Raw genomic sequence first — 23,947 nt, forward strand, 5'->3', positions numbered from 1 at the left:
CCTCACCTTCTGATCCGAGCTTGTGGTGCGCAGCGAGGCTGGGCACTCCGTTGGTCATTCGAGGTCGCTCAGAACCCTCGATCGAGGACGAGAAGGACGGCGTTGAAGAAATAGATAAGGAGTCCGAGCAGGAGCGCGAAGACACCCTTCCGAAACAAGCCGAACTTCCAGCTGGCGATCTTGCTATTGACGACAATCTGACAGCCGAGGTCACACAGATAGGCCTCGGTCAACTCCCCGCGGCCTGTGCGGTCCAGGTAGCGATCCGCTATATGCTTAAACCCCTCTTTAGGCTCCAAGGCTCCAAGGTGACCGAAGAACATGAGATTTGTCGCGTCCGGGTCCCTGCGCAGAAAGCTCTTCAGGCTGTCGCGCGGCAAGAAGGACAGGACCGCAAAGAAGGCCGCGACACCGAGGAAGGGCGCACCGAAGATCACACCCCATAGGATCTGGGGAATAGCCCGCGCGGCCGGGTTCATCACCAGGTTCGCCGAGCCGAGAAGCCAGGCGGAAGCGAATGTGAGCAGGGCGGCGTTCTTGGCCTCGCCGAACTTCACGAAGTCGATCGCCCGCGTCAGGTTCGTCAGCAGGATTGGCTCAAGGGCCTTGGTGTCTCCGGCCTTCATGCCGCGATCTCCTTGCCGGTGCCGTCGGGCATCACCCGTTCGAGGCGACAGTTCCGCATCGTGCCGCAGCACGTCCGTCCAGACTGCTTCGCCCGCTTCCAGAACTCTTCGACGCGCCGGCGGCGCGCCCGCTCAAGGATGACCAGTTCCAGCAACTTCAATCGGGCGCGCCGCCCGCCGAACACTTTCGGCTTTCGCGGGCGCGGACCCGTCACCTTTGCGCGCCCGGCCGTGTCGCCGATCGCCAGAAGGCCTTCCCCGCTGATCCACGACGGCTGACCGAGCCATGCGTCCAGATAGGCTTCGGCGATCCCGAGCGACTCCGAAAGGCGAAGCGCTCGCCGATGGTACTCGCCCGCGTCCCCATGATCGAGACCGTGGCCCAGCGGCCAGACGCCGGTCGCCGCGGCCGCGGATTGACACCGGACGAAGGCTTCCAGATGCGTCCACCAGAGACGAGCCTGTCTCCGTGACGCGATCCCCGGCCGGTTCAGCCCGAGACAGAACCGGCCATCAAACTCGATATGCCGCTCGGAACAGGCGTGAGGGAGCAGATGACCCACGGTGGCCTCGCGGGCGCGCGGCTCTTTCTCGTCGCTGATGTGGAGCCGCAGGCCGCTGTCAGCCCATGCGCCCAAATGAGCCGACCCCGCGAGGCCGAAGTTCGTCCGCTCGCTGAAGCGGAACCAGTCCGGACGGATCGCCTCAAGGAAGTCGAGCGCGCTCATGACCGGCTGTGCGCCTCCATCGGAGGCTGGTGAGACACTACCGCCGGCGACGACACGCCCGCCAGCTGAGCCTCAGCCGCCTCATAGGTCAGGCCCGGGACGCAATGCGCGTCCCCGAACAGGTGACGGACGCGCGCATCGCCCTCAGCGAAGGCGCGATCGCCGATGGCGGTCTCATGACCGCTGCACTCCTGCTGGATCGCTTCGGACAGACATGTGGCCTTGCTCGCGGAACACCGGACGCTCGCGTCACCCGCCAGACCAATCCGGCAGATCGGCGTCTGCCCCAGCTCAATTCCAATGGCCACGCCCTCGAGATTGCCAAGGCCCGGAAGCAGCTTCAGGCAGAGTTCGAAGGACGACCGGATGCCGCCAGCCGCGAGAACCGCCTGACGGACGGAGTCCCTGGAATGGGTCTGGCGGGCGTCACCTTCCGCGATTAGGCCGTGGAGGCAGTCGCCGATGAAGCGGATCTTGCGACCGCCGAAATCCTTCTGGAGGACGTCGGCCATCTCAGCGCGCAGGATGTAGAGGTTCGCTACGGCCTCGGCAACGCGGCCGGTGCGGATGGCCTCATCGACGTAGCGCGTGTAGCCGGCGATGTCGGCGAAGACGGACACAACCGGCATGCGGATCGCCCGGCTCGGCGGATGGTCCGCGAAATCCAGGGTGCGCAGCGGCGGTGCTCGATAGTGGAAGGCGAAGCTGGCCGGTCGCGGCCCGCCAGCCGTCGCCTTCATCGCGTCGCGGTCGGCGACGAACTGGGCGAAGGCGCGGTCGAACCGGCCGACGCCGCCCAGCTCGGCGCCGCGGACGTCGATCGAGCCTTGGAAGGCGCTGGCCACAACGTCGTCACGGAGACGGTAGGTCCCCGCCGACGCAAGGGGCTGTCCCATCCGGCGCGCCCGTTCGATCCGCTCGCTGACGTAGATTCCCGGCTCATCGCCGTCCGCCAGATGCGCGGCGTGATTGGCGGGCGACCCGACGAAGAGCGGGTCCGGCTCGCCGCGGGTCCCGCTGTTGATCGCCACCGCCGCGCCGCTGTCGATGCCGATGCGCACCCGCGTCCGCAAGTCGTCGCCATATCGTCGACCGGCTTGGTCGACCATCTGGATCAGGGCGGCGCTGAAAGCCAGAGCCTTCGCGATCCGTTCGGCTTCCCGTTCCGGGCCGGCCGGGGTCAGGACCACGGCATGAAGGCGAGACCCGTGGAAATCGACGCGTTGAACATCAAACGTCTCGATCAGGGCGTCGCAGGCCCCGTAGTGGAGATGCAGAAGCTGCAGGGCCCGTTCGTGGCTGGCTTCCGTCTCCCGCCCGGCCTCGAGGAGGGCATCGTTGAAATCCATGAGATTGGCGTAGACGTGCACCGCGTGGGTGGTCACCGCCCGATTGCGGCCGACCCGCCAGATCGGCTCCGGCGTCGTTCCGAGACGGTGCGCGACCTCGGCCATCCGACGCCGATCGGCCAAGAAGTCGGTGAAACTCTCGACGGTGATGTCCGTCTGCGGGACGGACTGCTGGTGTTTCTGAATGCGAGCAAGCGCGGTCTGATGTGACCAAGACATAGGACGGCAATCCCTTACGGGGGTGAACCGCCCAGCTTGACATTCGACCGGCTGCGGATTCTAACCGCAGTGTTCGTCCAGGCGAAGCCCCGGCAGCCAGGCAATGGATGGCCAGGTCCTCGTTCTCGAATGTGAAGCCGTCGGGTCGCCACCCGGCGGCTTCGTTCGTTAACGAGGCGTCGCTGATCATGATCTGCGGCAGGAAAAACGCGAAGTCAAATTGAGGCCCAAATCTGGGCGGAGTTATCCACAAGGCCCCACATCTAGTGGTTCCTCTGGGGATAACGCATGTATATCGCGTCGGTGAACCTCATGCTGTGATTCGTGGGCGATTCGCAATCCGGGAATATCCAGCGCTCGGATTTCGTCTTCGGAATTGAACTGTGGACAACCAGATCTTTGCCGCGCCGGACGACGAACTGGGCCTCAAGCCCGCTCCCGGCTTTGGCACTGCTGGCGATCGCAAGGAGAGGTCCGCATCTTCGGCTGCCTGATTGAACTGATGCAGGCATCGACGCGATCTGCAGCGCCCAAACATGTCGCACAAACGATCGTTTCTGAAACAACCGCCCTCTCCTCTCCGCTTGGTCGATGAAATCGTATGGCGCTTGTGTCGAAACCCTGTCGCTGATTCTATGTGCCGCAAATCACTCCTTCGATGAGTTTTGCGACATGATGGTCGGCTATGCCCGCGTTTCGACGATGGATCAGACCGTTGATCTGCAGACCGACGCCCTGAAGGCTGTCGGCTGCGGCCAGATCTTCACCGACGCCGCCCCGGGCGCCCGAGGCGGCGTCGGGGTTTGACGGAAGCTCTCGGTTACTTGCGTGAGGGCGACACGCTCACCGTATGGAAGCTGGACCGGCTCGGTCGCACCGTTCGCCAACTGGTCGACCTGATCTCCGAGTTGAAAACGCGCGGTGTCGCCTTCCGCAGCCTCACCGACGCTATCGATACCACGACTCCCGCTGGGCGGTTTTTCTTCCACATGATGGCGGCGCTTGCGGAAATGGAGCGGGATCTCATTCGCGAGCGGACCATGGCAGGTCTTACTGCTGCCCGGGCGCGCGGCCGTAAGGGTGGCCGCAAGCCTGCGCTCACGGGTCGACAGATCGCGCAGGCCCGACTCCTCCTGAACCACCCTGACCAGACTATGGAAGGGATCGCCTCGTCGTTGGGTGTCTCGCGCAGCACGCTCTATCGAGCGTTGGCCAGGGACAACACAGACGCAGCCCCTCAGTAAAAAGAGCCCCCCCTCTTGCCGCCTATCGAGAGGGGCCGTCGCGACACTTGCCTCTACGGGCCGCTCGGCCTGAACTAGGGTTCGCGGTCCATGTAAAAGCGGACTCCTTGTCCGCTCGCCTGCCGATAAGACGATTGGGCTCGGGTGGAGAACGGATTGTCGAGTTCGTGGACCGTCACGAGGGCGGGGTTGCTGACGTGGGTCACGTAGAGGATTCGCCAGCGTCCCTGTCGATCATTGGCGAACTCCGCCGCCCGCGCGACCTGGGTAGGCCCGAGGTCGACATAGCCCGGATCGCCTGTGTGCGCCTTGACTTCGTAGAAGAGCGGAATCCGCGATCGGGGAATGTAAAAATCCGCCCCGTCGTCATCGGCCATCGGTGCCAGGCCCAGATAGCGCCGTCCTAATGACGAAACCCAATGTTCATCCGCAAAGCTTGGTGCCGCCCGCCTGAGATAATGGTAAGCTGCGAATTCGCCGGCGAAGCCGAGAAGGTTCCTCTGCTCGTCGGTCATATATTCCGGGTCCCTGCCGGAGGTGCGCCGGCCCGACGACCGTCCGGATCGAGCGGGGGCGGCCACCGGTCGCAGAACCGCCGGTCCGGATCGCTTCCAGAACGCCGATGACCCGACGATGGCGTCCAGGGCCTGTGACACTTCCGTCAAACATGTCTCGCTGCCCCCATCGATGTCGGTGGCTCCGAACGCGATGGTGCGACGCCGTTTCTGAGCTTCGAGAACCCGCTGGGCTTCCTTCTGGCGCTCGTCCTCGAGGTCGGCGGCCTTGATGCCCAAGGCGTCTATCGACAGACTGTCGGGCATCCCAGCCGGCCAGAGCCCCGCCCGGCGCAAGGCGACCGGCAGCTCCACCGCACCAACGGCCCGGAAGTCGAAGACGCCGGAGGCTAGACATATTCGAATGATCTGGTCTGCAGGCTCGCTCCAGACGGCCGGCAGAACGGCGGTCGGGTTGCGATTGACCCAAATCCGGACAATGCGTCGAACGGCTTCGATTTCCGCGGCCAGAACTTCGCGCGCCCGCCGCCGCAAGTCATCCATGGGCTCAAGGGTCGCCGCAGCCCCAGGCGGCAGGGTCTGACCGGCTTGGTCCTCGATCCGTTCGTCGATCAGCTCAGCCGCCAGATTGTCAAGGCGTTCAATCCATTGCTCATCGAAGGTCGCCCATGAGAGCGTCTTGGCCGTCAGATAGTCCGAAAGCGGCGATCCGGCGTCATACGCCTTCAGATAAGCATCCCGGACAAGTGCCTCCAGGACGGGACGCCGCTCGTTAAGGCGCGCGTCGAACTGACTCCTGAGACGGGCTTCGAATGAAATCGGCGCCCAGCCAGCGCCGAGGCTCGAAAGGCTGCGATTGAAGGAGGCGAAATCGATGTTCAGGCGGCGCCGGGCGCTGTCGAGACTGTCGACATCGCGGCAGATCTTCAGGATCGATTCCGCTTCGACCTGGCTGACGCCGGCACCGGTCAGGGTCCTCAGAACATCATGATCCTCGAACAAAACATCGGACCGGGCGATCAGGGCGTCAGCGGCCTTTGCGCCGTAGAGCGCGTGAACGATCGGAGCCAGCCATTCAATGAGCCGCCGGTTGGTCGATCGAAGGGAGCGCTGAAGCTCCTGAACACGCTCAAGCGACATCATCAGGGCGTGCGCGACGTCCTGGTCCTCCGGTGCCTCGAGCGGGTCAGAATGACGTCCTTCGGCCAGCGCCAGGATCACAGCCCGGAAGTTCACCTTCAAGTGACCTCTCCCGATGGCCAAGGCGATGGCCTGGGCGGTGCGGGTCAGATCCCCCCAGGTGATGTCGCCCGGCGCGGCGGTTAGCGCGACCGCGGGTGCCGCGTCGTCCGGTATCGGGATCACGCCCTGGAGCGACGGCGGTATAGCACCTCGAATGCCGTCCACCTCGACCTCGAGCGACGTCGACTTGTAGACCCGAACCTTTTTGAGATCGTCGTACAGGCTCTGTCGCACCCGCGGAGTGTTGCGGCTGCTGAAACCGCCGGCCTGCTCCAAGACGAGAACGAATATTTCGGCGAGCCATTCGCGGCCCGGCTCGATCAGAAGTGGAGCCGAGCCCAGGTCAACCAGGGCTTGGCCATCCGCGAAAATCGCGACACCGGCGTCATCGACACGTCGGAACGATCCGCCGACCGCACCCCCGAGCGCCTGGACCACATCGTCGGACTTGTCGATCGGCGCGGTGACCACGGGGTGGCCCAGCGCGCCGACCAACTGCTCGAGACCTCCGCCAGCTGCTTCCCCTACGAATATCGTAGGTCGGTCGACGTCGTCACGACTGGTCGAAAGCGCCGTGAGCCGGCCGCCTACGTCGACCGGCAGAACAAGCCGCCCCCCCAGAGGCCGCGCTGAGACGCCCGCCAGATAGTCCTGCCAGGCGTCACGATACTCCTTCTTGAACTGGTCGTGATCCGCGTCGTTGATCCCCTCTCGAAGGAAGTCGCCGAGCGCTTGAACGCGCGCGGTCGCCGAGGCCGGTTCATTCCAGAGCCTGAGACCCAAGACCTCCACGAGGGATTTTCGCACCGCCGGAAGGGTCTCGATCACGTCCCGGACGCTCTGCTCGATCCGTCTAACAAAACGAGGCAGAGGATCAGACTTGGGCGCGAACCAGGCGTCCGCCGGCTTCGTCCAAACGATGTCGTCCCCCCTCGCCAGGGGCAACCACGCGGCTTGGGTCAAAAAGGCCTTGAGGGGGCTGGAGTACAGCACCCTGTCGTAGTTGCCGCCCTGCCGAAGCAACGTTGTTTTCCACCGCGACACCGGCATGGTCTCGAGGTGGCGCACGATCAATCGCGCATAGGCGAGTCTCGCGGCGTCCGGCATGTCGCCGTAATCTCCCTGCCCCGGGAGGGCGACCAACGTCTGGCCCGGATCGTAGAGATTGCTTTGGTACGCAAAGCCTTGCTGTGGAACGGTCGAAAGCTCCCGCCGCCATTCCGGCCCGACCCGACGCTCCAATGCGATAGGCTGTCCATCCGCCTGCTTCAGCAGCCACCAGAAGGACGGTCCTTGAGGGGTGAATGGATGGTAGACGACCATCAGCCCATCGCCGACGCCGACCAATCGGAGAAAGGTCACCCACTCTGCGGCTGTTCCGCGATCCTTGAGAGGCCAGGCCTCCCATTCGGGCAACAGGGAGGCCGCCAGATTGGCCACGCCGGCGGATACCGCTCCGCCTTCCCGGCAGAAATCCGCAAGGAGATCGCCTTGGGTGTCGCGCCAGCCGCTGGAGAAGCGGGCCGCCGCGGCTCTGACGAGCTTGCCCGAGGCCAGGGGCACCATGAGATCCGACAGTTTCAGCGCTTCATCTGCGGGGATCGACCGATGGTCCTTCCAAAGAGCGAACGCCCAACCCAAGGCGGCGATGACAGTCTGCTTCTGGGGTTTCTTGCCGAGCAGGGCGCCGGACTGCGCCAACAGCTTGGGAACATTGTACTCGTTGACGAGGCCTGCTGTGACCAACGCGTCCACCACCGGGCGCGGCCAGGAAAGGCTTGGATCGGCCAGCTTCATACGTTTGGCCATGCCCCCGGGGGGCATGACGGCGCGCCGCGCTCCAGTCAGACGACGCGAAGCGATCCCCTCGTCTCCTAAATCTGCATTGACGAAGATTTGGGTTTCCTGCCCCTCCGCGTTGGCCGGTGCGATCGTTCCATCCGCCGTCCGGAAGATGACGGTCCCCTGCAAATGCGGCAGTACGTCCGGCATCCGACTGAGATCGGAATAGAATCCCTCCCAGTCGCGACGCGTGGTCTTGCTGCGCCGCGCAAGATCCAGACACAACTTCGGCGCCCACTCTGACCAGACCTCCGGCTGGGCTTCGAGGCCATAATCGACCGCCTCGAACATCTCGGTTAGGGCTGCAGTCCGTTCGGTGCCCAACGACCGTCTCAGCATGGGCACGTCGCACACACGGACCAGTCGCGCGCCATCGATCAACTTCCAGGCCGCGTCATCCCAGTCTAGTATCTCGTCGAACCGCGCCCAACGCGCTTCCGTCGTGGGACGCCGGAGCGCCGGGAGCTTCAATCCGCCCACGGAGATGTCGAGGCGTTCGGCTGCAGCCGCCAAGCGGTCAGGGTCGCCCCGCCAGGCCAGCGCGTCGACCGCAGCCTGGCACCGATCGGCCTGGGTGTCGTTTAGCTGCGCCAGCAACTCCGACAACCTGACGCACAGCTCCGCAGCGACATCCATGAGAAGGCTGTTCAGTGGATTGTCGAGCGCGATGTCTTGTCGATCGGGATTGGGAAAAAAGGGCGCGTCGACGAACCCGTTGAACGGCGACGCCTTGGTGGTCGGCAAGAAGGCGTAATAGACGCCGGGCTTGGCGTCGCCGGTAAGCGGAAGCGCGACGGACACGACCGCGGGCCCCTTCCATTCGCGCCACTTCTCGACCGGATGACGTTTGGCGATCGCCTCTTCAATCGCCTTGAAAAATCGTGCGGGCGGCGCGGTCATCCGGGCATGGAGATAGCGCCGTCGATCGATATGAACCTCAGTCAGGGTGATGATCCCGCTCGGATCCTTCAACTCGCAGGGGGTCGGTTTGCGCGAGGTGTCCCGCTTCTGGGCCGCGCCGTCCTCCGACACCCGCTCGATGGACAGGGACGCAAGGCGTTCCAGGAACAGAGCAAGCGGGGTCGCCTCTTCTAACAAGGTCGTGAGTTCATTGCGCGCGCGCTCCAGCGCGAACGCGTCGCGAAGTGGAAGCTTGATGACAGTGGCGAAGCCTTCACGGGCGAACGCCGACACGTCATCCGGCTCGTCGTACAATGCCACAGGAAGCTGGAGGGTGTGCGTGCGGCCGACCACGCCGCCCGCCATGTCGATCCGTCCCCGGACCTGGAGCCATTCGTGCTCATCGTCCGGGCGGGCGAAGCGAAAGCGGAACCCGTCGAAGCGGTCCCCCGGCCTGGCGGCTCCCGCTGAATAGATTTCGGGATGGTCGGACAGAAGAAGGACGCTCCGGAACCCCAGCCCCTTATGGCCGATAAAGTTTCCCGGTCGCTTGTTGCTCAGCGCGGCGTTGGTGACAGCGTCAACGTTGTCAAAGCCGAAGCCGGCTCCGTCATTGGCGACATAGAGCGCGCCAAACTCGCCTTGGCGCTCGTCCAGACGCAGAACGATCCGCGGGTCTTTGGCTCCCAGCGTTCCGTCGTAGGCGTTCTGGATCAACTCGCGCAGGACGCGGTCGGCATAGAGGGTGGCTGTGGTATTGGTCAGTTCGCGCATCGCGTCGTCGCGGCTGGAGCCGACCTCGACGCCATGCAGCGTCAACCCAAGTTCCCGGTCAAAAATGCCCTGTACGTAGCGCGACGCGCTTTCGGTCGTGACTGGAGCCGTCGGTTCGACGGAAACATCCTCAGAGACTGCGATGAGTTCTTCGGTCACTTGCATCGCTCCGAGCGCCCGCTGCGGCAGGACCACAAGTTGTCACGAGCTTCACGGACGCGTCCAGCCGAACGCGAGAATTGGCACAGCGCTGGGGTCGCCTGCCTGACAGCAAGTGCAATCGGCCCCCTTTCCGTAGTGTTTCAGGCGGACTCGGGCCCTGTCGCAAAGGTCCAGTCATAGCCCGTTCTCGCCTTCAGGCGTCCGGTGAGCTTTTCAAGACGGTCGACGACCGCTTCGTCCAGATGATTCACCAGGTCGTGCCACGGCTTGGCCCCGCCGACGTAGAACCCCAGCTGGAGACCAAAGCGTACCGAGAACTGCTGCTGGTTGAAGTCGATGTGCATGGCGTTCTCGATCGAAGGGTGACCGTCGTTGTGAGCGAACCGCTTGTTGCGAAGCTCAAGTATCTCATCATGGACTGGCCGTAGGCGCGCCGGTAGATCAGCGCGCGAGAAACCACTGGCCCGGCCGCCATGGAACAGACGTGCATAGGTCACCGCGAATGCCGTGGTCAGCATCTCGAGTTCCAGGATCGACTCCAGGTCGGGCGAGAACCGGTAGCCGGCCAATCGCGCCTTGATATGTTTGAGGGTCACCAAGGTGGCGAACGAGTTGGCCAAACGGCTCAATCGAGAAATCTCGGGATCGACCGATTTGAGGACAGCGCGGCCGTCAGCGGCGAGCGATTGGAACTGTTGCCGCCATTCCTCCGGCAGGAATTCGAACGCTTCCTCCGGGACGACATAATATTCCTCGCCCTCGATAGAGATCTCCTCCAGCTCCATAATCCTGAGACTCCTTGTTGATCCCACGGGTCGCAGGCTCGTCTCCGTACAAGCTCCCGAGGAAATTCCGAAATGACAGCTCTGGTCTGGTCACTTCAAGCGAACGAACTGGTGGTCCTGGCGAACACCTTGATGACGACGGCGGAGGGCGAGCCGGCCCCCTCGTCCAGAAGATCTACCCCTTGCCCCCAATCTGGGCGTGGCGTTCAGCGGGCGCGGCAACGGTGAACTGATCGTCCTCCTGGCGTCCTACACAGGCTACCGGGTGCTCGCCCGGGGCTACGACACGCTCAGCGACCAGCCGCGACGCGCTATGTCGCCGATCGTCGGGAAGTCACCCCGCCAGTCCTCCTGTCGCCACATGCGGAAGCGCGGATGTACCACGGGCCGCCAGCAGAGACCGAACCGGACGCTGACCGCAGATGGCGATGTTCCTAGCCCAATCCCTCCGGGAGCTTACGCGTCCGGCTGAGATCGGGCGTCTGGTATCTGCGCTGCGCCACCAGCGGACATCGAGGCGGAGCCAGAAACCAGGCATTCAATCGATCATGACGTGATCAACCGTCTCTCGGCTTCGGATTCTTGCTCGTCGTATATTGCTTGGTGGCGACCGGGACGAAGCGCATGACGATGTCGTCGAATTTGCAGATCCGTTTGAGATGGTCGTGCATCAGCTTCAACTCGTACTGCGAGATGAGCGGGATGTCGTCTTTTGTAGGGGCAGGGTCGCGCTCTCGGTACAACAGCCAGAGACAGACGCGGTAAGCCTCGCCCCGCACCGCTTCGACCGTCTCTTTGATATAGTCGAGGTAGCGGTCTCTCGATCCGCAAGCGCTCGCCGCAATATGGCCGCGGATCTCGGACAGGAACACTTCGTCCTGAAGGAAGGCTTCGCAGTAGAATTTCGACTGCGCGAATAGGTAGTTGATCGAGGAAGCATCCTTGAACTGCTTGACGTTGACGATGCGCATCATGCCGTCGTCGGTCAGATCGAGAATGTCGCAGAATTCCTTGTCCTTACGCCCCGCGCCGATCTTCAGCTTCGCCCGGTCGAACAGGATCGCGCTTGGACGGCGCCGAACGACTTCTTCATTGAACTTGCCCTCCAGATTCTTCTTGGAGGCGTCGTCACTGATGTCGATCCCGCCATAGAGCGCCTCGAACGGTTCGATACGAAGCCGATGGGCGGTGAAGTCGACGATACTCTTGTAGAAGTCGTCGTCGAAGCGGAGCCATCGGCCGTCACTCAGGATGAAGTATTGTCCATCGAGAGTCTGCTCATGGCCAAGGCAGTTGAACAGCCGCCACTTCCGATGCTCGAGAATCCGGTCCTCGGCGGCCGAGTAGGCGTAGACCCAACGCTTCTGCAACCGTTCGATGGTGATGTCGGCCAGCTTCACCTCCCGGCCGAGCTGCTCGACATCCAGATAGGCATAGATGTGGTTGTCGCGCTGCGGACGGTTCGAGAAGGCGAAGCTGAACTCGTCGTCGGACAGAAATTCGGGAACGGTCAGCGTCAGTTTGGTGAAGTCTCCGCTCCTCAAGGCGATAATCAGGGCTTCGTTGAGCCGATCCCGCTGATTGTCCGTCGCCGGCTGGAGATTGCGGTAGTTCGGGAAGAGATCGACGTACTCCTTGCTGTCGTACATCGCGATGAAGGTACGGCACTCAGCGACCAGGCGGTCCCAACTGAGCTTCTCCTCGCCGATGATCTTGTAGGTAAGGCTGTCCCGGCCTTGCAGGGTGACCCGCTTGTTCCCCTTCAGATGCGCCGAGATATAGCTGAGGTCCTCCGCCTCCGAGAGCCCGAAGACGAAGGTGTCGGACGGCTTCGCGACCTGACGATCGATATGAGTAGTCGTAATCGCTGTACTTTGCGTCTTGGTCTGCCGGATGGCCTCGTTTCCGCACAGGTTCATTGCGGTCTTGATGCCAAAATCCAGCACTAGGCGGCGGCGGTCTAGGCAAGATGAGGCGCTCCGACCGAACGTCGCCGCCAGGAGCCGGCCCTCGACCTCGACAAGGAGGAGGCCGTTAGCGCTTCGACTAGCCGAGCGGAAAGCGATCTTCGCTTCGCCCTCCAACCTGTCATTGAGGAAATCCAGCCAGGGCGGATTCGTTTTGGTGGTCAGCGTCTCGAAGTAGACGACGCGACATTTCGCATCTCCAACCTCAAAGTCTTCAATCCGCAGCGCCTGCCGGGCCGCTAAAGCAGCTTCGGGGTCGACGATGGTCTCCAACGTCGCGTCAGCCTTGGCGAGGTAGAAGGAGATCTGGGCGATATCCGCGCTGTCCCTTTCCAAGTTGCCTCCCGCGACAGTTCAACCAAGCGTAGCAATAGAGCACGGCATGACTTGAATGACCACCGTTCTGAACCGAAGGACCCTGCCCGGTCTGGACATTTTTGGATTGGGGGATGTGGGCTCGAGCTGGCCCACATTGGCGATGGCTTGGAACGGACGGCGCCTTCGAACTACCGCCCTGGATCACAAGGATGGGCGGATCCGCGCGATCTATATCGTCCAAACCTGGACAAACTCGCTCATGTCCCGCTGGCCAGCTAGCGGAGAGCGCCAGAAGCCGTCCTTGGGATCGGGCCAAAATCAAGACGTACAACCGCCAACGCAGACTGGCACTTTCGCACCAGCTAGGGCTTCGTTCGCATCATCCGATTCCGGTCTCGTGCCGCGGTTAGTGATCCTCGGCGGCCGGGCAACCGGGGGCGGCTTGAGTGTGGAGATGGTCGTCGGCGCCGACGTCTTCGCCGTGGAAGTGGGCGCGGTGGGAGCACGCCCCGGCACAAGCGTCGGCGCGTCGAGCACCGTCTTTGCATGCCAAGGGAGCGAGCAACTTGTTGGCGAACAGGCTTCACCGGTGGACGAGGAGGCGACCCCGCTTTAAAGGCTGGAAATAGTGACGCGGCTTGGAGAATCTTCCAGAGGAAAGTAATGCCGACGTCCCTTAAGCAGAACGAGAAGAGGGCGCGGGGACGCGCCAGGGTCTATCGGCGGTCCCTGGTGGAGGCTGGACAGCTTCCCATCGGACAGTTGGTCGGGTTCGCCATCCGGGAGGGACGCCGGCCACGCCCGATCTATACCGCGCACAAGTGGTTCGCGCGGCGGCTTGGATCGGTTTTCCGCAGCCTGCTTATCGGCGTAACCGCGTCGCCGACGGCCGACTTCAACAAGCTGTACTATGGCGGCGCGGACCTCAGCGGTCTGAAGGTGCTGGACCCGTTCGTTGGCGGCGGCACGTCCGTGTTCGAAGCCTCGCGCCTGGGGGCGACGGCCTACGGCTGCGACGTGGACCCCGTTGCCTGCGCCGTCAGCCGGATGGAGTTGGCCGCGGCTGACCTTCCTGACCTGCGGCCGATCCTGGCCGAGTTGAAGGCCAAGGTCGGGGCGCGATTGGCGGCGTTCCATTGCAAGGGCGACGACCAGACGGTGCATCACTTCTGGGTTCAGGTCGTCGAATGCGGCCGCTGTGGCCACCACTTCGACGCCCATCCCAACCACGTCCTGGCCGATGACGGCGTCAAGCGTCACGCCTTTTGCGCCGCGTGCGGCGCGATCCACACCCTACCGGCGCGTACGACGGCGTTCGACTGCGCCAGCTGCGGACATCACACCGATTGCGACCATGGTGCGGTCTTGCGCGGACGGGCACAATGCCCGCGCTGCGAGCATGGCGAGCAGTTGATCGATCACGGCCGGCGGTGCGGCGCCCCCCGCTGGCGGCTGTTTGCCGTAGAGACGATCGCGCCCGGAATAGGCAATCGCGTCGTCCCCATGTCGCAACGCACGTTCCGCCAGGCCACCGACGAGGACGTCCGGCTTTACGAGCGGGCGCAAGCGGCGCTCGCCGAGGCCGAGCAGGCGGGCGAGGTGCTGATCCCCGACGACGCGATCGACACGACCGGCTGGTCGGACGAGCGGCTCAGCGCTTATGGCTATCGCCGCTGGCGTGACCTCTTCAACGACCGCCAATTGCTGCATCTGGGCCTACTCGCCAACGAGATCTCCCGTCTGGACCAACCCTTGCGCGGCGCGGTGGCGATGGCGTTCAGCGACCATCTGACCACCAACTGCATGATGGCGTCCTACGCCGGCGGCTGGCGGCGCCTGACGCCGCTGTTCTCGCTGCGGGCGTTCCGCCATATCCAGCGCCCGGTCGAACTCAATCCCTGGATCGAACGGGCGGGCCGCGGCTCGTTTCCGAACGCGATCCGCAAGCTGAGCGCGGCGGCGGCCTACGCGCGTAGGCCCAAGGAACCGGTCGGTGCCAAGGACTTCGTTGAGGTGCCGACGCGAGCCCAGCGGCGAATCAACCAGATCCACATGGGCACGGCGGGCAATCTGGCCTTCCTCGAAACCGGGTCGATCGACGTTGTGATGACCGATCCGCCCTATTTCGACAACATCGCCTATTCCGAACTCGCACGCTTCTTCGGTCCCTGGCTGAAGGGTCTCAACGTGCTGGACGCGCGCGAGCAGCAGGACATTCTGGCCCACAGCCTCGTGGCCAACACATCGCGGGCCGGCAGCGTCGAACGCTACACCGACGGCCTTGGCCAGGCCTTCGCGGAAATCGCTCGCGTGTTGAAGCCCGACGGCATCGTGGCGTTCTCCTTCCGCCATACCGACGCGCCCGCCTGGAGGGCGCTCGCCGAGGCGATCGCGCGCACGGACCTGCGGATCACCAGCGTCCTTCCCATGCCTGGAGAGGCTGGCAGCGGCCTGCATGCCCAGGGTGATCGCGGCTTGTGGGACGCCGTATTCGTCCTTCGCCACGGCGCGGGGCCCACGCCGCTCCTCTGGGTGAGCGACAAGGACGTCGCCGAGGTCGATGCCGAGGTCGCCCGGTGGCTCGACCGCTATGGCCAATTGCCGCTTCCGTTCAACACCATCGACGGGGCGGCGCTGCGCAGGGCCGCCTTGGTCGGCAAGGCCTTGGCCCCGGGGCGAAGACAGAAAGAGTCGAACCCGATCTCGCTTGAGGATGCGCTACGACGACCCTAGGGTGTCCCCAAGTATTGGGGGGTTGCCGGTGCCATATCTCAGCAAACGCGTGATTAGCAATTACTTCCGCACCGATTGCCCGAGACAGCTGCGACTTCTCCTTTCGCCTGAAAACAAGGACTATCAACCGGAACGTGACGCCCAGGGCATGCCGGCCAAGGCGGTGGCTCGCACCGGCATGGCGGCGCTCATGCAGGAGGGCGGGCGCTGGGAGCAGGACAAGCTGAAGGACCTGCAGACGACCTTCGGCACGGCGTCGGTGGTCGGCGTCGTGACCGGCGCGGACTTCCAGGACCAGAAGCTTCGAAATGTGATGGCCGCCGCCAAACCGGGGGTGTTCCTGGTGCGGCCGGCGTTTGAGGTGGGACCAACCTTTCAGACCGCCATCGGCATCGACGCCCTGGCCGCTGCCCAGTCCCTCGGTTTCGCCAAACTGGTCCCCGACCTGATCCAGGTGCTGGCCCCCGCTGATGTGGGCCGGGTCGTCGAGGCCGATGGCTCGGTGCACGACGCCGATGGCCGGACCGGCCTGCGGGTTATCGACATCAAGATGACCGCCGAGCCGAGCGCGTCCTATTTCGCCGAGATCACATACTACTCGCTAGCCCTGGCTGGCTGGCTCGCCGACAACGGCTATGCCGACCGCTTCGCCGTCGTCGCGGAGGCCGCCATTTGGCCAGGTTCCCACGACGCGGCGGCGATCGTCCGCCTCCAGGCGGAGCGGCAAAGGGCCGGGACCGTGGCGACGGCCGACGAACTGGCCATAGCCCTGAATGAGGACATCGAGACTCTCGAGATCGACGTCTTTGCGCCGCGTCTGAGACACTTCTTCGTCGTCGAGTTGCCGGAGGCGCTCTCGCGTCCCTGGAAGGATCTCGACTGGCACGTGAGCACCGGATGCAGTGGATGCGAGTACCTCGGCTACGTGTGGAACGCGACCACGCCGGAGAACCCGGACCACTGCATGCCCCTGGCGAGGGCGCAGGGCCATCTCAGCTCCATCGCCTTCCTGCCGCGCGGAGCCCGCCGGGCCCTCGTCGACCGCAACATCAGCACGACCGGATCGCTGGCACCGCTGCAGGCCGATGACGCCGCGTTCGACTGCCATCCCAAGCTACGCGCGACCAGAACGGTCGTGGCGGGCCGCGCCCAGGCTCTGGCCAGCGGCGACAGCCAGATTCCGGCCGGGTCGGGGACCTCGGCGGTCATCCCTAACTGGGCCGATCTAAATCTCTATCTGTCGGCCGACTTCGACCTCGGCAGCGGCCTGACGCTGGCCTTCGGCGTCGGCGGCCACTCCTACGCCAGCGGCCAGCGGGAAAAGATCGAGGCGCAGGTGTTCGTGAACGACACCCGCAGCGTCCAGAGTGAGACCCGCGAGCTGCTGAGCTTCTTGGCCTATGTCGAAAGGGCGCTTTCGGACGCGACCAAGGCCAAAGCCGATGCGACGGTTCAGATCTACATCTGGGACACCGTCACCTACGACCACATGATGCGAGTGATCGGCCGCAACCTCCAGCACGTCCTGGCCGACGGCAGCCTGAAGAAGCTGGCTTGGCTGTTTCCGCCCGAGGAGATCATCGAGAACGCAAGGCTGCGCTCGGTGAACGCGCCCATCACGATCGTGCGCAACGCGATTCAGGCGCTCGTGGCCGCGCCCATTCCCCACTATTATTCTCTGCTGGAGTTGGCGCGGACCTATGCGCCGCCGACGAAGCCGGGCGGTGCGCCGTTCGAGTTCCGCGTTCCGGTGATCTTCGAGGACCCCCTGTCCGATCAGGTGCCGTCGGAGCGGGCACACGAAATCTGGACCCGTATGGGCCAGCCCCGCCCCTGGAGCCAGCAGGTCGGCCAGCTGCGCTCGACCGTGACGACTAAGCTGCGCGCGCTGCATTCGATCATGTGGCGCCTGCGTCTCGATCTGCAGGGCCAGCTGCGCAGCCGCGCGCCGAAGATTTCGGACATCAAGCCGCCGGCGTCGCTGCGCGGCGTGAGCGCCGACGGGCAGGTCTGGTACGCCTTTGCCAAGCTCAACGCTCAGGTTGTCAGCCTGGAGCACGGCATTTCCCTGGCCATGCCCGTGCACGAGCGGGAGGCGAAATATCTGGCCGCGCGGCTGGAGCAGGAGCTGGCGGGACCGGCGCTGACGGCCGCGGCCAAGACCTTGGGCGTCATGCTGCGCCCCGGGGTGCGGATTTACACCCTGGCCGAAGGGTCGCGCGAGGCGAAGTTCGAGGAGGGTGATTTCCTCTGCGCGCTGTCTCCGGCCTCCGAACCGGGCTTCTACTCGCGGCGCGTCAGCGACTTCACTGGGGGCGTGCCGCTCCCGCAAAATCTGCCGCCCTGGATCAACGACTTCGGTTCTCCGGGGGCCTTGACGTCGACTCAGCTGGTCGCGATCGATCGTGACGCGCGCCTGGTCGCCGTCGAATTCAAGCCCGAGGTCGAAGCCTTCCTGAGACGCATCGAGTCCACGCTCGACCTGCGTCGGGACGTTGTCCTGGATCACCAGGTCAAGGACTTCTTGACCGACAGGCTTGAGGCCGCCCTCAAGGCGATCGGCAACCCGCCCCTGGCGATCAGCGCCGGCGCCCCGACCGCCCATGTCATCGGCAAGGCCGCGCCCAAGACCGCGACAGCCCACGTGCCCGTGGCGGACGTGCTCTGGGACACCCGGAACACCGCCCTAGCCCCCACTGGCCGCAACGCCGCCGCGGCGCGGGCGACGCTGGAGGGACTGGGCGTTCTACTCAACGACAGTCAGTGGGAGGCCTGGCGGGAGGCGATGGAAAACCGCCTCGCCCTCATCTGGGGCCCCCCGGGGACCGGAAAGTCCCAGACACTTCGCGCCATCCTGCTCGGCCTGCTTCTGGAAGCGCACGCCGCCGACAAACCCATCCGGATCCTGGTGACGAGCAACACCTATGATGCGACCGACAACGTCGTCTTGCGCACCTTCAGCCAGATCGTCGCGCTGGGGGAGGCGACGACCGGCAAGGTTCGGCTGGCCCGCCTGCGTTCGGACGCCAAGCCGGACGCCCCGGGGCTTCCGGCGGGCGTCAATCTCCTCAACGACAAGGCCTCGCCGGACATCTGCGACCTCCATGACCTTCTATCCGGCGGGACGATGTCGGTAATCGTGTCGGCGCCGCCCCAGCAGGCGACCAAGTTCGCGGGCCTGAAAGGCAGTGTCGCCCAGGCGCTCTTCGACGTGGTCTTGATCGACGAGGCCTCGCAGATGGACATGGCCAACGCGGTGCTGGCGCTTGCGCCGCTCGCGCAGGGTGGGTCGGCGATCGTCGTCGGCGATCCCAAGCAGCTTCCGCCGATCCAGTCGGTCCAGGCGCCGCTCGGCCTGGAGACGCTGGTCGGCTCAGTCTACGATTTCCTCGCCGACTACCGCGGGGTGGTCTCGAAGGACTTGCTGGAAAACTACCGGTCCAACCGCGAGATTGTCGGTCTGGGACGGTTCGCGGGATACCCGGCGGGTCTTGTTGCCCGCTTTCCTGATCTGCGCATGCGTCTGGAGGCTCCCCTCCCCTCGACGACGCCGGCGAACTGGCCTTCGAGCTTGGCGTTCGGCGCGGCGTTCGCCCAGTTGCTCGACCCCCACCAGCCGATCTGCGCCTTTATCTATCCGGAAGGACGCAGCAGTCAGTGGAACGAGTTTGAAGCCCAGACCGTGGCGGCCTTGCTGTGGATGCTGCGCGACCGCCTGGGCGCTGTCCTGAACGGTGATCCGGAGGCCCTGGGCACCGGAGTGCATGACGCCGAAAGCTTCTGGACCAAGGCCGTTGGCGTGGTCACGCCGCACCGGGCGCATAAGGCGCTAGTGGTGTCCAAGCTGCAGGCGCTGTTCGAGCCGCTCGGCGATGACCGCAGTCTCATCCGTGACGCGGTGAACACGGTCGAGCGTTTTCAGGGGCAGCAGCGCGACGTGATCATCGCCAGCTATGCGCTGGGAGATCCGGACGCGATCGCCGACGAGGATGAGTTCCTGCTGTCGCTGAATCGCTTCAACGTCATGGCGTCCAGGCCCCGAGCTAAGCTCATCGTTCTAGCCAGCCAGGAGGTCATCAACCATCTGCCCGGCGATCTTGAGGTAATGCGCGATTCCCGGCTCCTGAAGTACTTCGCTGAAACCTTCCTGGACGATCGGAGTGCTTGCGATATTCCGTTCAAAGATGGAGCAAGCGTTAGCCAGAAGAGTGGTTCGTTCCGGGTTCGCAAATAGAGCACCCCCACGTAGGCGGTCCGCCTCGTCGTCCTCAGGCCCCCTCAGAGAACCGCTTGAAGGCGGTTATCCGGCGGGCGTGAGTTGGCTCGTAGCCGTAAATCTCCTGACTCCCGTACGGCCTCGCGCTTTCTCGGGTTAGAACGGGCCGACGTGTCAGGCGGCAGTGACGAAAGCCGCTCGAGTCGGTGACGTCGGATCGCCCTCGCCGAAATGATAAAGCAGCGCGGTGACCACCATGTTGGTCGCGGTCAGGCAACGCTTCTCCAAGGCAGCCTTGAGCTGCTCGTTGAACGCCGGTTCCAGCCACAACGTCACCGGCGCGGCGTTAGTCGGCGGCGCCTGCAAGAAGGGCTCTCCTGGAAGGCGCTCGACCAGATAGATCCGCAGGACTTCCTGATAGAGGTCATTGACCCGGCAATCCCTGTCGATCGCCAGTTTGCGCATCCGGCTGTGCATTTCGCGCGGCAGCCGCACGCTGAGCGCCACGCGGCGCTCCTCCATATAGGTCGGTCGTTGGGCGGTAGCGGCCATGATCGAATCAGACAGCGAGCCGCGCCCGCGATCAAGCGATTTCGCATCGGTGTCAGCGTCCGAACGCACCGATGGCTGCCAAACGATGCGCTACCACCTTGCGAACCTCCGTCCGCAACGGCGGCGACCACGCTGTTGCGGCCTCCCACAGCATCTCGAGGGAGGCACGCCCCAAGGTGCCTGTAGCCGCGGTCCAGGCCGAACCGAAGTGATCGCGCTGCGCGCCAGGCGGCGTCCACCAGTAAGTCTCCCCCAAGCGATCCGCTGCCCGAGGCCTGAGCAAGAGCCGAGCGCAGGCCGTCATCGCCCGCACCCGAAGCCAAGTCGGCAGGCGGTGCAGCAAACCCTCGTCCCAGACACTCACCCCCTCACCAAACACGCCAGGCATGCGCGCACCCAATAGGGCCCAAGCAGGTGACGGAGCCCGCCCGCCGCCAGCCCGCCTCAGCATCAGCACATAGTTGGTCAGAAAGGCCGCAGCGGCCAGAAACTGCTGAGGATCGCGCTCCAACCATAGCGGCCCCGGGTTGCACGCTTTGCCGGCCCGCTCAATTGCGCGTTCGAAAGCCAGCGCGACCGGTGGCGCCGGGAACGCGGGCCGTCCCGCGCGGATGCGGCCATCCAGCCATTGCCGTTGGGTGATCATCCGGTGAGGCGTGATCTCATACTCGGCCTCGACACTGTCGAGCAGGCAACGGTGCTCCGCGCATGTCAGCCGCCACAGCCCGGCGTTCCCAGCGCGCAGGATCACGTGACCGAACTGATCCAGATCTCGCCCGGCGCACAGCGGGCAGAAGGCGTGGCAGGCCGGAAATACGAGACCCTCGGCCAAGGCGAAGTCGCGGCGTGTGGCGAGGGGATAGCGTCGACTCAAAGCCATGGCTCCGAGCGTCTCGATGGTCTGCTCGCCCCGCTCGGCCAACAACGACAGGATCTCGGTGGGTGGAAACCAGTCGATGTCGCCCGGGCCGGCAAGCCGGGAGCCGCAAGTCTCTTGCCCCCACGCGGCACGCTGGACCCAAGATCCCAGGGTCTCGTCCTCGACAGGAGCTGGAGCGTAGCTGAACGTCGGCCGACGCCTCCGAGGTCTCAATGGGACCCCCATTGTCGAGTGCGCCCGAATCCGGGCGGGCGGCGAGATACAATATTCAAACCCGCCGCCTGCGCTTGCGGCGCCGCGCGAGAGGCCGCCCGATCGTGGTGACTGGGGGCAACACGGCGTCGGCGACGATATCGGAGGCGGTAATCCGCTCGGCGCCGGTCTGAATGGCGCGCTTGGCCGCCCGGTTGAGGATTTTTACGACGGTGTCGGTGATCCCCTCCCCCGCTTCATGTACACGGTCGATCAGGCTGAGGTCGACGACGGTTTCGTGGCGTAGCGGCAGCGTTCGCAGATAGGCTTTGATGAAGCCTCCGAAGCTCGCGTCGGCCTCCCACGGATCAAGTCGCAGCCGTTCGAAGCGTCGTTTGAGCTGCACATCGCCGTCGATCAGGTCGGCGGCCTGATCAGTACCGGTGTAGATGATCGGGATCTTGGTCTGATTGGAAAGCCACCGGGTCAGCCCGTAGAAATAAAGAACGTGCTCTCGGCCCCAGTCGTCGATCTGCCCAACTTCTTCGCAGATGATGAGGCGAGTCCGGGCCAGGTCCATGCGCCGCAACAGCAAAGCGTAGATGTCACAGCTCTGGCGGGGCAAGGGCATCGTGTAGCCCAGCCCCTCGGCGATCGCGGTAGCGAACCAGCGCTTGCTCGGCTCCGGGGGATATTCCAGCATCAGGATCGGCACCCGCAGTTCACCGCTGGCTTTGTGGCGGCGGGGCGGATGGCGGTCGAGGAGGGCCTCGACCGCATGAGTCTTGCCGATGCCGGATGGCCCGGTGATCAAACCATTCGGGGGCCGCTGAATCTGTGCGTGGGCGTACAGTTCTTCCCCGTATTGCTGAACCTGTTGGAAGGCCGGGGTCTCGATCACCTTGTCGCGTCCGATGAAGGCGAACCGCGTCGCTTCGGAAGCATTCACTAGGCGCGCTGCTTCAGGGATCAGGTGTCCGAACGACTCCAGGTCGATCGCAGTCATTTCAGCCTCGTCGGAAACTCGGGAACGTCCAATCCGGCGGGCGGCCGATCACCAAGCCCCGGCGCGGGAGGCGGCTCGTTCACCCGAACAGGCGGGTCGACGTCAAGCCGCTTGGGAGCGAAGCCTGACAGGTCCAGGGTGGAGGTAGGGGCAGGCGGCGGAAGGCGCAGCCGTTCGGGGGCGAAATCATCGCTCATGTGGCGAAGGTACCCGGACACGTCAGCCTTCTTGGCGGCCCGGATTTGCGCCAGCAGCAGGGAGTCCTTGGCCTCGTTGGCTTTCTCGCGAAGCCCCTTGTTGTACAAGCGCAGCTCGTACAAATCCCGCGGCGCATGCCGCCGCGTCGCCCTCGGGATCGTTAGATAGGGACCATCGGCGATCGAGACGTAGATCTCGGTCGTGTCGCGGGGATCCCAATGAAAACGGACTTGCTTGGTATTTTCGAACAGAGGTTTCGCAAGATCCCCGGATCTGAACCAGCAGTTTTCAAACTGAATCCCGCTAGCCTGAAGCTTGGCGAACTTGTGCGGCAGGAAGTCTATGAAGGTCGTGCGCTGATCGAGGGTTTCGAAGCGGCGTGCGGGGTGCGCCTTGACGTACTGGCGCCACTTGAAGATGCGCGGCGGCTCCATGCCGGAAAAGGTTTCGTTGTTGAATTCCATGATCGCCAGCAACAAGCGGCGTTGCGCTTCCTCGAATGACAGTTCAACGGGCCGCTCGCCGCCATGGGCTTTCAGCTCTTGCGGATTGCTGAGCGTGGCGCCTGGCCATTCATGGATGTCGGAGTTCAGCGTCCGGAAAGATCGCTCGTGCCTTGACCGGGCTTCAGGAAGCCCCGGCAGCCCGATCTCAAGATCGATGGAGTACCGGTCGCACGACCATTTGAAGGTATCATTCGCAAACTCCGCTGCGCCGTCCACCATGATGCACTCAGGAACTCCCGCGCACTCCCACTCTCCGGGGACGAGATAGCTGCGCAGCATGCTGGTTTTGTCGGTCGTGATCATCGCCATGGCCAAGGCCACGGTCTGTCGGCTGGGCGGAAATCTCGAAAGGAAGCCCGCCAGGTAGACGCCCGTGAACACGTCGCTCGCCGTGGTCAGCGTCGGTCTGATGATCACCTCCTTCCCCTCGATGCTGAAGCATCGGGCGTCACCGGGCGTGTGATCGATGACCACGTACTGGAGTGGACGCTCCGCCTCCAGCGATCCCTTCTGCAACATGTGGAGCCGCCGCCCCTGCCTTCCGTGGCGCTGGGCGGCGAAATGCGCCGGATCGCGCTCGTATATCCCGATGAGGGCCCGCGTGATCGTCGACTCCGAGGGCTGCTCACTGGCTGACAGGCCTAGGAGCTCGAAATGAGAAGCAAGGTCACGGCTGAGCTTCCGATCGTTCCGCTTTTCGCCCGCGCGTTGATAGGCCCATTCTTCGATGACGCGGGCTACCCGAGTGGACGTTCGAGTTCCGGGCTTGGGGCCTGTCTTTGCGGGCCGCCATTGTTCGAATGTCTCAAATATCTTGGCGCGCCTGATGTCGCCTTGATGGGTCTTCAGGGAGACCTGCAGCGTCGCCTTGAGCACGCTCGTTGAAAGAGCGAAGCCACCGAACTCGCCGGCAGCGATGCGCCGAGCAACGTAGAACCGTTGCCTTAGCCACTCCTCATGATCTCTGGGTCCAGATGGCATTGATCGGCGATT

Annotated in this window: 14 protein-coding genes; 4 read left to right on the forward strand and 10 right to left on the reverse strand. The window is 64.2% G+C overall.

The features are described 5' to 3' along the window. Window positions 1–68: 68 nt before the first annotated feature. From AC07NB_RS03245 to AC07NB_RS03255, 3 genes are read right to left on the reverse strand one after another with little or no spacing between them, the layout of a single operon-like run. On the reverse strand, window positions 69–626 hold the full coding sequence (locus tag AC07NB_RS03245) for a Pycsar system effector family protein (RefSeq protein ID WP_494570891.1): 558 nt from the start codon (window positions 624–626) through the stop codon (window positions 69–71). Continuing rightward, window positions 623–1,354, reverse strand: a complete 732-nt coding sequence (locus AC07NB_RS03250) for an E2 domain-containing protein (protein ID WP_494570892.1) — start codon at window positions 1,352–1,354, stop codon at window positions 623–625. Before AC07NB_RS03250 ends, AC07NB_RS03245 begins: the two co-directional genes overlap by 4 nt. Then, window positions 1,351–2,922: an adenylate/guanylate cyclase domain-containing protein gene (locus tag AC07NB_RS03255; RefSeq protein ID WP_494570893.1), complete on the reverse strand. Its 1,572-nt coding sequence runs from the start codon at window positions 2,920–2,922 to the stop codon at window positions 1,351–1,353. The genes AC07NB_RS03250 and AC07NB_RS03255 overlap by 4 nt, the downstream gene beginning before the upstream one ends. Before the next feature lie 672 nt (window positions 2,923–3,594). On the opposite strand from AC07NB_RS03255, the gene AC07NB_RS03260 reads away from it, so the two are divergent. After that, window positions 3,595–3,729, forward strand: a complete 135-nt coding sequence (locus AC07NB_RS03260; RefSeq protein ID WP_494570894.1) for a recombinase family protein — start codon at window positions 3,595–3,597, stop codon at window positions 3,727–3,729. A gap of 17 nt (window positions 3,730–3,746) precedes the next feature. Continuing rightward, entirely contained in the window at window positions 3,747–4,166 is a 420-nt protein-coding gene (locus AC07NB_RS03265) for a recombinase family protein (RefSeq protein ID WP_494572556.1), read from the forward strand. Window positions 4,167–4,240: 74 nt separating this feature from the next. Here the strand turns inward: AC07NB_RS03265 and AC07NB_RS03270 are convergent, their stop codons facing one another. From AC07NB_RS03270 to AC07NB_RS03280, 3 genes are all read right to left on the reverse strand, one after another. Then, a complete protein-coding gene (locus tag AC07NB_RS03270; RefSeq protein ID WP_494570896.1) occupies window positions 4,241–9,598 on the reverse strand; it encodes a sacsin N-terminal ATP-binding-like domain-containing protein in 5,358 nt (1,785 codons plus the stop codon). A gap of 143 nt (window positions 9,599–9,741) precedes the next feature. Further along, entirely contained in the window at window positions 9,742–10,386 is a 645-nt protein-coding gene (locus AC07NB_RS03275) for a hypothetical protein (protein ID WP_494570897.1), read from the reverse strand. 557 nt (window positions 10,387–10,943) lie between these two features. Beyond that, complete coding sequence (locus tag AC07NB_RS03280) at window positions 10,944–12,689, reverse strand: DUF6119 family protein (RefSeq protein WP_494570898.1); 1,746 nt, start codon at window positions 12,687–12,689, stop codon at window positions 10,944–10,946. Between the two features lie 645 nt (window positions 12,690–13,334). Between AC07NB_RS03280 and AC07NB_RS03285 the strand changes: the two genes are divergently transcribed. Together AC07NB_RS03285 and AC07NB_RS03290 are read left to right on the forward strand one after the other, a co-directional pair. Further along, window positions 13,335–15,404, forward strand: a complete 2,070-nt coding sequence (locus tag AC07NB_RS03285) for a hypothetical protein (protein ID WP_494570900.1) — start codon at window positions 13,335–13,337, stop codon at window positions 15,402–15,404. A 148-nt stretch (window positions 15,405–15,552) separates the two neighbouring features. Next, entirely contained in the window at window positions 15,553–19,638 is a 4,086-nt protein-coding gene (locus tag AC07NB_RS03290) for a DEAD/DEAH box helicase (protein WP_494570901.1), read from the forward strand. 156 nt (window positions 19,639–19,794) lie between these two features. Here the strand turns inward: AC07NB_RS03290 and AC07NB_RS03295 are convergent, their stop codons facing one another. From AC07NB_RS03295 to AC07NB_RS03310, 4 genes are all read right to left on the reverse strand, one after another. Next, entirely contained in the window at window positions 19,795–20,172 is a 378-nt protein-coding gene (locus AC07NB_RS03295) for a hypothetical protein (RefSeq protein WP_494572557.1), read from the reverse strand. 52 nt (window positions 20,173–20,224) lie between these two features. Next, complete coding sequence (locus AC07NB_RS03300; RefSeq protein WP_494570903.1) at window positions 20,225–21,094, reverse strand: hypothetical protein; 870 nt, start codon at window positions 21,092–21,094, stop codon at window positions 20,225–20,227. Window positions 21,095–21,320: 226 nt separating this feature from the next. Then, window positions 21,321–22,250 (reverse strand): TniB family NTP-binding protein, encoded by a 930-nt coding sequence (locus AC07NB_RS03305; protein ID WP_494570904.1) that lies wholly within the window; start codon window positions 22,248–22,250, stop codon window positions 21,321–21,323. Further along, window positions 22,247–23,935: a Mu transposase C-terminal domain-containing protein gene (locus AC07NB_RS03310; RefSeq protein ID WP_494570905.1), complete on the reverse strand. Its 1,689-nt coding sequence runs from the start codon at window positions 23,933–23,935 to the stop codon at window positions 22,247–22,249. Before AC07NB_RS03310 ends, AC07NB_RS03305 begins: the two co-directional genes overlap by 4 nt. Window positions 23,936–23,947: the final 12 nt, after the last annotated feature.

The organism is Brevundimonas sp. GW821-FHT09G01, assembly GCF_059416065.1.